Source organism: Colwellia echini (genome assembly GCF_002843355.2).
In the GTDB taxonomy this organism is placed as follows: domain Bacteria; phylum Pseudomonadota; class Gammaproteobacteria; order Enterobacterales; family Alteromonadaceae; genus Colwellia; species Colwellia echini.
Window position 1 is genome coordinate 16,577 of record NZ_PJAI02000023.1, and the last position, 13,741, is coordinate 30,317.

Annotated in this window: 8 protein-coding genes; 5 read left to right on the forward strand and 3 right to left on the reverse strand. The window is 36.4% G+C overall.

Annotation, left to right across the window (positions count from 1 at the left end; genetic code table 11):
- The first annotated feature begins 759 nt into the window (after positions 1 to 759).
- Positions 760 to 3,858 (forward strand): TonB-dependent receptor, encoded by a 3,099-nt coding sequence (locus CWS31_RS15195; protein ID WP_101343060.1) that lies wholly within the window; start codon positions 760 to 762, stop codon positions 3,856 to 3,858.
- 817 nt (positions 3,859 to 4,675) lie between these two features.
- Here the strand turns inward: CWS31_RS15195 and CWS31_RS15200 are convergent.
- The 3 genes from CWS31_RS15200 to CWS31_RS15210 all read right to left on the reverse strand — a co-directional run bounded on the left by CWS31_RS15200 (position 4,676) and on the right by CWS31_RS15210 (position 9,699).
- Entirely contained in the window at positions 4,676 to 5,629 is a 954-nt protein-coding gene (locus CWS31_RS15200; protein ID WP_101343061.1) for a polysaccharide lyase family 7 protein, read from the reverse strand.
- 274 nt (positions 5,630 to 5,903) lie between these two features.
- A complete protein-coding gene (locus CWS31_RS15205) occupies positions 5,904 to 7,229 on the reverse strand; it encodes a hypothetical protein (protein ID WP_101343062.1) in 1,326 nt (441 codons plus the stop codon).
- A gap of 493 nt (positions 7,230 to 7,722) precedes the next feature.
- Entirely contained in the window at positions 7,723 to 9,699 is a 1,977-nt protein-coding gene (locus tag CWS31_RS15210) for a choice-of-anchor I family protein (RefSeq protein ID WP_101343063.1), read from the reverse strand.
- 328 nt (positions 9,700 to 10,027) lie between these two features.
- Here CWS31_RS15210 and CWS31_RS15215 point away from each other — a divergent pair, with 328 nt between their 5' ends.
- The 4 genes from CWS31_RS15215 to CWS31_RS15230 all read left to right on the forward strand — a co-directional run bounded on the left by CWS31_RS15215 (position 10,028) and on the right by CWS31_RS15230 (position 13,362).
- Positions 10,028 to 11,581, forward strand: coding sequence for an ATP-binding protein (locus CWS31_RS15215; RefSeq protein ID WP_101343064.1), 1,554 nt, complete (start codon positions 10,028 to 10,030; stop codon positions 11,579 to 11,581).
- Between the two features lie 8 nt (positions 11,582 to 11,589).
- Entirely contained in the window at positions 11,590 to 12,291 is a 702-nt protein-coding gene (locus tag CWS31_RS15220; protein WP_101343065.1) for a response regulator, read from the forward strand.
- Between the two features lie 292 nt (positions 12,292 to 12,583).
- Positions 12,584 to 12,889: an EF-hand domain-containing protein gene (locus tag CWS31_RS15225; protein ID WP_101343066.1), complete on the forward strand. Its 306-nt coding sequence runs from the start codon at positions 12,584 to 12,586 to the stop codon at positions 12,887 to 12,889.
- A 2-nt stretch (positions 12,890 to 12,891) separates the two neighbouring features.
- Positions 12,892 to 13,362: a hypothetical protein gene (locus CWS31_RS15230; RefSeq protein WP_101343067.1), complete on the forward strand. Its 471-nt coding sequence runs from the start codon at positions 12,892 to 12,894 to the stop codon at positions 13,360 to 13,362.
- The last annotated feature ends 379 nt before the right edge of the window (positions 13,363 to 13,741 follow it).

The window sequence follows — 13,741 nt, forward strand, 5'->3', positions numbered from 1 at the left end:
TGGGTTAAATGAAATGGTAAAGATTACTCTCTGCACTTACATAAAGACTATTAGCCTGAAAACTTAGCAATTAATGCTTACTTAAGGTTATATGCATTTTATAGACCAGCCAATATGAAATATACCTTTAAGTTCACTTTACATGAATATAGTTAAATCATCACGTTAGATAAGCTGTCACTCTCTCCAAAACAACGCACAAATAAGGTGCATGACTGCATCATAACCATGCTAAATATTGCTTAATTTCAATAATTAGCACATATAAATTAGTTTTCTGTACTTAGTCGAACAATAAACACTCAAAACAAGTACAAAAAACATCACGCAATAACGCTAATAATTAAATCAGTAAAAATAATTAAAAAAATAATGAACTTTTTATAACTACCTATAATTACGGCGGCAAACCATTTTTCACATACTCCATGATACTTTAAAAACATCATAAACAACTGAAATATAACAAAATAAAAACAAATACGAATTAAAAAACAAAAACAGGTATTACCAATAAGCAAGTAAAACCCCGTAAAAAAAACAAAAATCATCATTACCAATTGCATTTTAAAGCAATAAATTGGTTGTAATAGATCTTTAAATACCCTATAAATGACATCGGTCTACAAGGAAATCACCTCTGTACACCCAATAAAACAAATAACAATGTTGCTATTACCAATAATCCTAATTTGGTAATAACAGAAAAACGCATACTAAAATAATAAAACATATCACTATACGTGAAGGGGAAAAACGATGAGACTTAACAAAATAAGTTCAGTGCTTAACTTTAATAAGTTTGCAAAAGCTAACGTAGCTATTTTTGGCGCTACATTAGCGTCTGTTCTAGCAATGCCAGCTTACGCTGCAGAATTACAAACTGAGCTAGAAGCCGATGCTTTAGCTAATTCAGAAACTAACATAGAAGTTATTGAAGTAACGGGTATGCTTGGTAGTATGAAAGCGGGTGCATTACTTAAGCGTACTGATACACGAATTGTAGACGCGATTGTTGCTGAAGATATTGGTAAATTACCAGATAACAACATTGCAGAAGCATTACAACGTATTCCAGGTATATCAATCAGCTCAGATTTTGGTGTTGGTGAGTCAGTAACAATCCGTGGTATCTCAGATAACCGTGTTGAACTAAATGGTCGTTCTACTTCAGGTACTGGTCGTGGCGGTATTAGCTTAGACGATTACCCTTCAAGTTTCTTAAAAACTGTTGAAGTTATCAAGTCACCAAATGCAGACATGATTGAAGGTGCCTTAGGTGGTACAGTTAACATGAAAACTGTTCGTCCATTAGAATTAGATGAAGCGTTAGTTGCAGCATCAATCGATGCTGAATACGCAAATAAAACAGAAAACGTTGCACCTAAATTCACATTATCTGCTGGCGATAACTGGGATATGGGTAGTGCTGGTACTTTCGGTGCTTCATTTGTTTTCTCTTACCAAGACCGTGAAATTCGTCAAGATGAATTCCAAACTAAAATGAACTCTTTAGCACCTGTTGACGGTGTTTACGAAGGTGACGGTGCTAGTATTACCGGACTTCCTGATGGTTTTGTTGGTAACGGTCCTCGTGAATCGATTACTACTAGAACTGAAAACACCATGCGCGTTAAAACTGAAACACGTGAGCGCACAGCATTTGGTACTACACTACAGTGGGCTCCAGAATCAGGTTCAGGTAACATCTACTTAGACCTAAGCGGTTCTAAACTTGAAGGTGGTCAACAAGCTTATGATAATCTTGATGTAATCTCAAATGCTGCTTGGACTAATGATTCTTTCCAAAGTGATTCGGGTCAATTAATGACTTATGACCTAAATGGTATTTTTGTTATTCCAAAAACAGAAAGTGACTTTGCTAAAAACAACAGCTATTCACATGCTTTAGGTGCTGAATGGGACATCACAGATAAATTAGCTATATCTGGTGAAGTTTCTATCACTGGCTCTAAAGAAGATGGAGTTGAATCACAGCTTAACTTACGTCCTGTTGATTTTGACGCTTATGAAGCTGCTGTTGAAGCAAATGGAACGGCTGATCCTGGTGGATTTATGAATAGCTTCGATGCTGTTGGTAACTACAAATCAGGTACTCTTCCAGGTTTAGATTCAGTACAGGAAGGTTTATACGCTAATGCATTAGTAGACCCTAGAATGCTAGCTATTCGTGAAATGTTTTATGACACAAACGCTACTGATAACGACGAAACAGCAGCTCGTTTTGATATAGAATACTTTGAGCCTGGCGGCGTAAGCTGGATTTCATCTGTTAAAGCTGGTGTTCGTGTAACAAGCTCAGAATACAGCTACCAAACTGCTACTCTTTTAAATAAAGAATATGGTTCTACTTTCGGCGATGCTTATAAAAAAGCTAAAGATGCAGACGGTAATATCATTCCACCAACATCTGTTGCAGATTTCAACGGAACTGCACTTATTAGTCATGATAACTTGTTCGATCAAGCGGGCTCTAATGGCTTTAATGCTTTAAATGGTCCTCTTTACGCATTAGATGCTGGTGTATTAGAAAACAACCCAGAAAGTGTTTGGTTAGAATTCCAATCAATGATGAACAAAAGTGTTAATTACAACACTACAGGTACTTTACTAGACAACACTTACGATCAAGCTTCAGAATGGAAAAACATTAAAGAAGACACTAGCGCTGTATACTTACAGTTTGCTTTAGACTTCGATACTGTTACCGCTGTTGTTGGTGGTCGTTATGTTACTACTGACTTAACATCTTCAATTAAAAACATCGCTGATGATGCGTGGGATGGCACATACACTGATGGTAAGAATTCATACAATGATTTCCTACCTAGTTTAAACGTTACTTGGAGTGTTCAAGATGATACTCTCGTACGTTTTGCAGCAGCTAAAGTAATGCGTCGTGCTGGTTATGATCAATTAAGCCCTGCATTTGATCTTGATACAACGTTAATTGCTGGCTCAAAAGGTTCTTATGAACTAGCTCCTAAACGCGTAACTCAATATGACTTATCTGCGGAGCATTACTTTGGTGAAGGTGGTTTAGTTTCTGCTGCTATATTCTACAAAGACGTAAACTCATTCACAGTAGATACTAACTACTGTCAAGCGGATCCAAATACAATAGCTAACCAAGCTGTTGGTGAAGAATATCCGAATATTTGTGGTTTAACTGCCGTAGGTGTTGATAACCCTGTGATTCAATCTGCAGGCGGAAGTCAAGCGGCTGTAGAAGCGGCAAGAGATGCAGGCCTTACAGGTGTAAACATTTCTACTTCTACTAACGGTGGTAGTGGTGATGTTTCAGGTCTTGAACTTGCTTATCAACAACAGTTTAGTACATTACCTGGTGCTTGGTCTGGTTTAGGTATGCAAACTAACTACACATACGCAACAAGTAGCCAACCGAATGGTTTACCATTAGAAAACATCTCTGAAAACACAGTTAACTTCCAACTGTACTGGGAAAATGATGACTTCCAAACTCGTTTAGCTTACAACTGGCGTTCAGAGTACATGGATGACGAAGTAATCGGTAAGCGTTTGATTCAAGGTGGTGAAAGAGGTTTCGGAACAGACGTAAGTCGTACTGACCCTGATTCAATAAGTGAGAAAACTGGTGTTAGTAACTACGACCCTACATCAGAAAACAGCTACCGTGAAGCTCGTGGTCAATTAGACTTCTCTGCAAGCTATGACATCAACGAAATATTAACTGTTACATTTAACGCTGTTAACTTACTTGGTGAGCATATTGTATATACTTCTGCTCAAGATCAAGATTGGAGAATTACAGAAGCTGATGTACGTTACAACTTAGGTCTTAGCGCTAAATGGTAAGAACTAAAAATAGCTAAATTACCTAGCAAGATTTATTAAACTAGGTGCTATTTTTAAAATAAGTTAAATTAAAAACCCCAATACATAATAATGTATTGGGGTTTTTTATTACCTGTAAATGCTCAACTTATAGCAGTTAAAATATTAAATCACCTTCAAAATTTGTAAATAATACTAGCTTCATTAATTAGCCGTTCTACTTTATACATCAGGAAAAATACTCAAATCAAAAGCATTTATTCTTATACTCTTCGTTCTAATTATTAATAACTAACGATCTAATTGGCTATTTTAACCAGTATAAGTAATCACATAATTAATCGGATTAGATAAATATAAGCGTTAAAGCAAAAGAGTGAAACCGTCCCTAGAGCAGATATATACGATAGTTATGCTAGTGTAAAGTGAGCGTCGATAACTAGACTTGATCCTGTAAGCCCCAATAACAATACCTTTATAACCTACCCTATCCTTTTAAAGTTAATGTTTTGAATTAATGCTTATATTTACCACATAAAAAAGGCTCGTTTATTTTATCCAATAGATAAAAAAAACGAGCCTCTGACTATTAATGCCTTTAAATATTTTCGACTTAACTAACCTGAACTCAGGATAAGTAAATTGCTATAACAGCCTTATTTATTCGTACTTTCTTATAATTAGTGTGTTAAAAATGAGCCCAATAAACCGTTATTGGGCTCGCTTTTTCGTTTTGAAGGACAATCATTAAAACTATTATAGGTTTGTTACTCAATTATTAATATAACTAACTAACCTAACTAAGGTTCAATACCCCAAATTCAGATTAATGAATAAGTTAATGACTGTTTTCTAATTGATAAAACGTCGCTTGCACGTAATCGTTTGCGTCACCTGTTTTGTTTTGATTATATACACCCGCTTTAAAGTACATGTATTGATCACTACCATCATAACCACTTTCACTCATATCAACTTCTTGCACCACATTTGGCTTACCGTCACGGATAATTGTTAAGGTTAATAAATTGCCCTTTGCTTCAATGCGGTAACTAAATATTTCGCCCAAGGCAACGCCATCTGGGTTATCTTCAGCTTTATCGCTACGAGATCCAATTAAGTCATACCATTGTTCATCACCATGACCTTTTACAGGCTCATGAGCCATATAAATAGAGCCGTTAGTGTTACCGGGGAGCTTACGATAATAAACACGAATAGGTTCGTCTTTGGTGGCATGTATTTGACCTATCACAACCCTTCCTAGTTGTTTTTCATTACCGGTAGTGGTCACATGATTAACGGCTAATGTTGCTTCTAAAACACCGTCTACTGCGCCTGCTTTCTTGCGGTTTTTTCTTTTAGCCGTGCTAAATACCCAGTTATTCTCAGTAATACCAGTAACCTTTACTCTCATATCACCAGCGCGAAGCATTTCACGTAACTCACTACGCGTATAAGTGGTGTTTTTCGAGGTTTTAGGACCTTCAACCAGTGCAGTAAAAACCATACCGCCATCTTCAGCAGTATAGAATAAAGGTTTAACCTCTAAGCCTTTGGCTAAATAACTTTCAGGAACATTATCAGCAATACCATCTTCATTAGTATCAACGGGTAAACTGATACTCCAATCAGTTAAATCAAAATTTTCTGATGGTTTGACCGTTGGATCTAAGGTGATAACTTCACCGCGAGTATTTTTAATTTCTTTTGCCTGTAAGTGGCCTTGACCTGTAATAACTAGTGCTAAGGCGACACTTAACGTGACAATATTTTTTAAGGGGAATATCATTATTTTTACCTTTTTAGTTTTTTCTTTAGCTACTATTGATGATATTTTAACTCATAGCTTGCCAAAGAATATAATAGATTTCTTATACTAGTTCCATTAATCAACAGCACTATAAATTCATAAACAATTACAGCGCTAGTTAGTACTGAGCTAGTTACCACTGAGCTAATTAGTACTAAATAATAGACAAAAAAATAGCGCTACAAGAGCGCTATTTAATAACTTTAAATATGATTATTTAGACTGATACTTTAGTTTTGTTCAGTTTATTAAACTATTCAGCAGTTGGTCGTATTGCTACGATTTCATCAACAACTGCTTCAATACCTGTATAACCACCATTTTCAGCAGTAAGTTCACTCTCATCTGCATAGCTTTCAAAGTCATCTTCTAAAACGATTACGTCAGCAGCATATACTTTTAAGTCATCAATTCTTAAAGCTGAGCGTCCCATAACAGAGCCAGAATCACCTACTTTAAAGTTAATCGTTTGAACGCCGCTAGCCAGTACTGATGGAGTACTACCCAAAGAATCAAAATCAGCAACTTCTACGCCATTAATAGTAACAGTTACTTTCGGTGTAACTGAATCGCTTGCAGCCGTTGCATCCCAAGTAATCTCTACATCTACCCACTCTTCAGCAGTATATGGTGCTATCTCACCTAAAGCATCGTTATAACCACTAGTACCTGCGGCGTCACGTACTTTCATGGCCGTATTGCCAATTCTGATATCAACAAGTGCATCATTATTTGTTGTATTTGTACCGAACAACGTAAGGTAAGCTTCTTTACCTGTCTCACCACTAAATAAGTCATCTTTAGAGAATGATAAAGTCATTTTACCTTTTGAAATGATATCTTCTTCAGAAAACTTATATCTTAATTGGCCATTACCCGATGTACTATTATCGGTAATAGACGCTACTTTAGTTTTTTCAGTACCTGCCGGCTCTGGCTCAACGGCTTCTGTTGGAGCAGATGTGTGAGGGCCTTCTGGTAATAAAAGCGCATCAGTGTAGGTAGTAGACACTGTAATTGTTTTACCTAACTCATTTTCAGTTACTGTATATATGTCACTATCAGCAGCATCAGTAATTGGCTGATCATTTGCAAACCATTCATAACTTGCATCATCAGAAACACCATTAGGATCATCTATTACTGCCGTTAATTCATAACCTACCCAAGCATAGCCTTCTATCGCTACAGTTCCTGCTACGTGAGCAGGCTCTGCTTCAATTACTTCAGTCGGGGCAGAAATTGATAACTCTGCATCACCATCATTATCAGTGTAGCTAGCCTTTACTGAAATTGAGTTCTCTAAATCAGTATCTAGTAATTCATATGTTTTTGATGTGGCGTCAGGAATATCTGTTTGAGTGCCATTAGCATTTGTACTAATCCAAGTATATACAACACCTTCTTCAGAGAAACCGTCGCTGTCAGTAACGTTTGCCGTTAGTGTGCGACCTGAATATGGGAGACCTGAAATATCAACTGAACCTGGTGAATGTCCATCACCTTCTTGTTTAAAGTCTTCGCCACATGAACTTAATGCTAAGATACTTGATATAGCTAGTGCTAATTTAGTTTTCATTTTTTATTCCTCACGAAATTTATAATAGTTTTAATGTTTTTTAATAATTTGGCTTAAAAATATACTTAACAACGCTCCCCTAAATTTAAGTATATTCAACCTGCAAAATAAATGCGGTAACTAATAGTCACAGTAACTTACCAATCTGTCAACCAATTTAAAGGTAAAGTTACAAAAGAACAACAATTGGTAACATAGGAAGACATTGTAACCACAAAGAGTTACATCGATATTTATAACCTGTTTTTTTTTCTGATTGCGTCAATAAATTGAACAAAAAATAAGAGGGTATTTACGGATAGTTTAATAATCTATTAGGAGAAAAAGTGTTTATATATTAAAAACATCAGCTTGAGGCCATAATATTTCAATATAAAACCAAGGTTAACCAATAAAAAAGCTGACATTACCAAACAAACAATAATGGTAAAGCCAGCTATAGTTGGTTGTCGTTTATTTATTCAGCTAAACGACATGAAAATCTGATAGTTTGCTATTTTTCAGTTACTTGGTAAACCGTTACAGTACCAGAAACCTCATTACCAATAATTAACAATGGGTTCGCTGTTGGGCTGTTTTCAGCAGAAATAAACTTAATACTTTCAGGTCCTAAGTCTCCAGCCATATTAACATCAGTACAGTCCATACCTTCTGCTGGATCACATGGTTCAGTTAAGCCATCGTCTAACTCAAAATCAACCGTAAAGTCGCGGTTGTTATAGTGTGCAACAAATGCGGTATTAAATGGATTAGTAATGTCATAAACGAATAAATCACCTGCACGCTCTTGTGCAATAAAAGCGTAAGTTCTATCGCCTATTTCACCAACTTCAATCGCTTCTGGCTCACCACCTTTATCGTCAGAGCGGTTATCGCCTTTGTTTTCAGTGTGCGCTGCATTGAAATTATTGCCTAAAATAGCAGATGAAATTTTGCCAAAATCGTCGCCAGAGTCAAATACTAGATTAGCGTTTTGATCCCAAATAGAAAAAGAGCGAGCACCGTATGTGAATAACTTTTCAAATTCACCATCATCGTCTGCATCACCTAAAGCTGCAGTGACTTTTAAACGACCTAAGTAGTCTTTACCACCTGTCTCGTCATACTGCATTTGTAATTCGGTTGATAATGTTTTGCCTAAATCATCTTCAAGATCTTTAATGCGGTATTCTTCAGTATAAGCGTCGTAATCTCTAGAGTCACCTTCATTGGCTGAGATAATAAAAGTTGAACCATTCCAAGTGTATGAAGCGAGCGTATCAGGTTGATATAAGCCGTAAAGTCCTTGCACACTTTTAAAACTAGGTACTTCATCTGTATTACTGAAATCTAGTTGGTATTTACCCCAGTCTTTATAACCTAATGCTTTTACTTCGATAGTTAAATCGTCAAGGTTGATAATACCAATAGCATTGTTTTCTTGCAGTGAAACGTAAGCCATTTTACTGTCTGCAGAAACCGTTATATATTCAGGTTCTAAATCTTTAGCAGCTGTATTGCCAGCAGGACCTGCAAACTTAACACCTGATTTTGCTAATAACTCCATGCGTTTTTCGTCGGTATCGTAATCATCTGAATCAAGATTATCATCACTAAACACCATATCAGTGGTCATATTTATGGTAGTTGCAACATCTGCTGGCATAGCATCAGTCACAGCAATAACCGTAATAGAGCCTTCAGGATCATTACTATAATCCGTATTTGGCTCACCTTCATTAGCCACTAATACTTTTAAACCATCTTGTGTAAAAGTTACCATATCTGGTAATGCGCCGGCTTCAACCGCTTTAATAAAGGTGCCTTCACCTAATGCGCTTAAACTATAAAATAAAATTGCGCCGTTTTCTTGCTTAACTGAACCTTCAACAGCAAGGGCTAATAAATCATCTTTAATAGCAATAGAGTTAACCGCACCTAGTTGCATAGTTTTATCAACGCCAGCACCATCTTTAACGGTAACTGAAGAGGGAAAAGTAAAGGCGCTTGATGAAAGGCTTTCATCACTAACAGGGCTTCCTACTTGTGTGGTAGGTAAGTTAGTTAAGTTAATTACTTCAATTTTATTATCAGCTGCATTTACAGAAAAAGCTGAGTTAGATGTTTTGTGAAATTGAACAATTTCTGCGGCGCTTTTACCGTAAATTCCAGTCGCAAAACGACCAACAACTTCTATACTTAATGCAGTAGGAATACTTTTACCGTCAACACCATTTAAACCATCTACGCCGTTGGTGCCATCAACACCATTAACACCGTCAGTACCTGCAGAGCCATTTACACCGTCGGTACCATTAGTGCCATCTACGCCGTTATCACCAGCTTCACCAACTAGTCCTTGCGAGCCTTCTATGCCAGCTAAACCATCAACGCCATCGTCTGAGTCTCCACAACCGGTTAATGCTAGAGATAGTGCCAGAGAGAGTAATCCTACTTTAAAGCCTTGACCTGAAAATTTACTTGTTAACATGTGTATACCTTTATTTTATGTGTAGTTTTTATGTTATTTTTAGGGTGTTTATTAATGGCAATAATGTAGATAAGTTTTATGGCAGAATAATGACTAAAAAATTAAAGAAAAATGACAGAGGTTCAAATAAAGGCTTTAACTTTATTTTTTATGCGCTAGTTTTAAGAACTAGGTATGAGGTTCTAGATATTAATATTGAGATCTAGCTGCTAGATTTAAACAAGGTTAACAACTCAAACGTTGAACTAATTTATTTCATCCATAATTTTTGCACATTGTTTTGTTATGCTACATTAGCGCCTACATTTCCCAAGGGTTATACGTTTCCATGAAAATTCAAAATAAACTGTTCCTGTTTCTATTTAGCTTTAGCTTAGTCTTAGTGACTGTTTTAGTATTGCTAATGCAATGGAGTATTGGTAAAGGCATGGTTGAGTACGTTGTTTCTAAAGAAGTTGAAACCCTGAAGCCCGTTATTTCAACATTATCTGAAACATATCAAGTTGATAATAACTGGCAATCGATGACAAATAATCATCACAAGTTCCGTCAATTGATCACGACACAACTCGACGGAAGTGACTTTCAAGAGTCACTACGAAAAGGTCCACCAGAAAAAAATAGACCAACAAGAAATAAAAACCTGAATGTTGAAGATTTACCGCCACATTTAAAAGATAAAAGACCACCACCTCATGCAAGAGGCGACAAAAGTAGAGCTGATTTTTTTGATGAACGAAGTAAAAGACCGCTTCCCCCATCAGAAAGCCAAGCTCATTACGCTCTGCTTGATGATAACCAACAACTTATTGTTGGCAGTTACCGTCCAAAATTAGACTATGTAAAAAGCCCCATTACCGCAGACGGTGTTATTGTTGGTTATTTGGCTATTTCTAAGCGCAGCTTAATTACCCAAGGTTATGAACTGGCTTTTATTGAGCAACAACAATATTATTTATGGCTTATTGCACTTTTTGTTATGGTGTTAGTTGCATTAGTAACCTTGCCACTAGCCAGACATATAGTAGAGCCAATTAAGCAAATTACCCACGGCATGCATAAATTAACACAAGGTGATTACCAACAAAAAATCAACCTTAAACGTCGTGATGAATTATATGAACTAAGTCGAGATTACAATGAATTAGCTTTAACCTTGAGTCAAAATGAAACAGCAAGAAAGCGTTGGCTAGCCGATATTTCTCATGAGCTACGCACACCGGTAGCAATTTTACGAGGTGAATTAGAAGCGATGCTAGATAAAGTAAGACCATTAACCCCAGAAAACATTTCCTCTGCTAATGATGAAGTAAAACATTTACAACGCTTAATTGACGATTTAAATTTACTTACCAGCACCGAAGTTGGCGGTATGCGTTATCGTAAACAACACGAAGATTTAATTGATTTATTACAATACGAAACTAAAAAATATACCACTTATTTAGCTGATGCAGGCATATCATTAGCTCTGAAGTTACAAACGCAATCTGCTATTATTTATGCGGATAAAGACAGATTAGTTCAACTATTTGAAAACATTATGAATAACTGCATTAAATACGCAAATGCAACTGAGCTTGCTGTCACGGTAACACTTGATAATGCAAGTACCCCAACAATAGCTGCAAATAATGTCATTATAACATTTGCCGATAATGGCGTTGGCGTTGAAAACATTCATTTAGCGCATTTATTTGATCATCTATACCGAGTAGAAGATTCAAGAAACCGAAAAACCGGTGGTTCAGGGCTAGGGTTAACTATATGTCGTCATATTGTTTTAGCACACCAAGGCGAAATTATTGCGCAAAAATCAACATCAGACGGTTTAGCTATTATAGTTAAGTTACCATTAATAGATAACACTCAAGCAGCATAGAGAATCATATGTCGAATACAATTTTAATCGTAGAAGATGAAGTAAAGTTAGCGACCATTTTAGCTGACTACTTTAGTCTAACTGAATATAACGCACACTTGATTCACCATGGCGATGATGTGCTACCTTGGGTTAAAGCCAATCAACCTGCCGCTATTTTACTCGACATCATGTTACCTGGTAAAAATGGTATCGATTTATGCAAAGAGATCAGACAGTTTTCAAGTGTTCCTATTTTAATGGTTACTGCCAAGGTAGAAGAAATAGACCGTTTACTTGGCTTAGAATTAGGTGCGGATGATTATATTTGTAAACCTTTTAGCCCTCGCGAAGTTGTTGCAAGAGTTAAAGCGGTACTTAGGCGTACCACAGGGAAAATAGAGAGTAATACTAACAACAGCGCAACATCTGCTGTGATGCAAGAAAATATGCTTAATCTTGACCAACATCGTCTTATCGTCAGCTTCCAACAAAACGAAGTTTCTCTCACCTCGGTTGAATTTCAATTGTTAAAACAATTAGCTGATAAACCTGAGCGTATATTCACCCGTGAGCAGTTAATGAATAATATGTATTCCGATCATCGTATTGTTAACAACCGCACTATTGACAGCCATATTAAAAAGTTACGTAAAAAACTTAGTGATATTAGTGAAGGTAAAGATTGGATCCAGTCGGTGTATGGTACGGGATATCGTTTAGTATTATAGTTAACGGTTACCTCAATTATTCTTCACCCTGCCCGTTAACTTACTTTTTAACTTAACGGCAAATTTTTTAAGCTCTGTAAAAAAATCATATATCCCCAAGATGCTTAAAAGCTTTAACTTACCTGAGCTCAGGTTACCTACTCAATCACTTCGTAACTTCCTTTTTATTTGCACATTTTTTGCATTTTCTGTTGTTATTGTTATTTAGAAATTAAAACCAGAGGTTAGTTAACTAGCTTAATTAACTCTCTGGTTTTAATACAACTTAAGTAAATCGCAATAGGAATGTTTTATGAACCATTATACCAAACTAGTTTTAGCCATCACTTTAACCATATCTGCAACTAGTATCGTTCACGCCGATAATTCAGAGCGCAGCAAAAATGGTCCGCCGCAAAGACCTACTTTTGAATCGATAGATATTAACGAAGATGGAGAAATAGATTTTGACGAATTCTCTTCACATGAAGTTCCACACGGCGATTATGAAACAGTTTTTAATATGATTGATATTGATGGCGATGGCATTATCACTGTTGAAGAATTTGAAAGCCATAAGCCACCTAAACCAAAAAAGCGCGGCGAAAAGGAGCAGTAAATATGATTAATGCAACCAATTCAAGTATGCCAATGCCACCTAGATCGGGTTCAAGTGCACAGCAGGTCTTAACAACCGACCAACAAACATTAATTTCAGAAACTTTGTCAGAATTTGATGTTGATAATCTTTCTGAAGCCGACGCCTTAAGTATTGTCGAAACATTTTCACAAGCGGGCATTCAGCCAAGTGCTGCCTTTGAAAAAGCAATGGCTGATTCAGGTTTTGATGCCAAAACTATTGGTGAAATGGCTAACGTTTCGGAAAAAGGTAATAGACCACCACCACCGCCAAAACAAAGCACTGAAGAAATAACATCAATGGTTGAATATTTAACAGAGCTTATGGAAGAAAAGTTAGCAGACAGCAATGGCAGCACCTTAAGCGATGAAGACAAACAATCTATTTTAGATCAAATGTTTGAAAAATATGACCTTGAAGAAGGTGAATCTATCATTAATACCACGGCTTAACTATTGGCAGATTAACTTCTATTACTGTTAATAAACACATTATAACAACGACTCCCTTAGCGCTACCTTTACTTTAAACACGAATACTATATTCACGAGGGTAGCGCTTTTTTTTAAACTTAACTTGGGTCTGTTGATCTTTCAGGGTTAAAATTTATTCAATTTAAAACGGATTTAATCGTGGCGCGAGCTTTGAATCATAGTCATTCTATTTAAAAAGCGAGCAACGAAGCGTAAATTAGTTTTAAATGAACCTAAAGGCAGCACTTGTTTGAAATTTATACTGCGTTTTCGCCTGTTCTTGTAGCCAGCTACACGTCACATGCTCTGTCTTGTCTAAATGCCAAACAACTTGCTGTAAAGTAATATCGAAAGATCA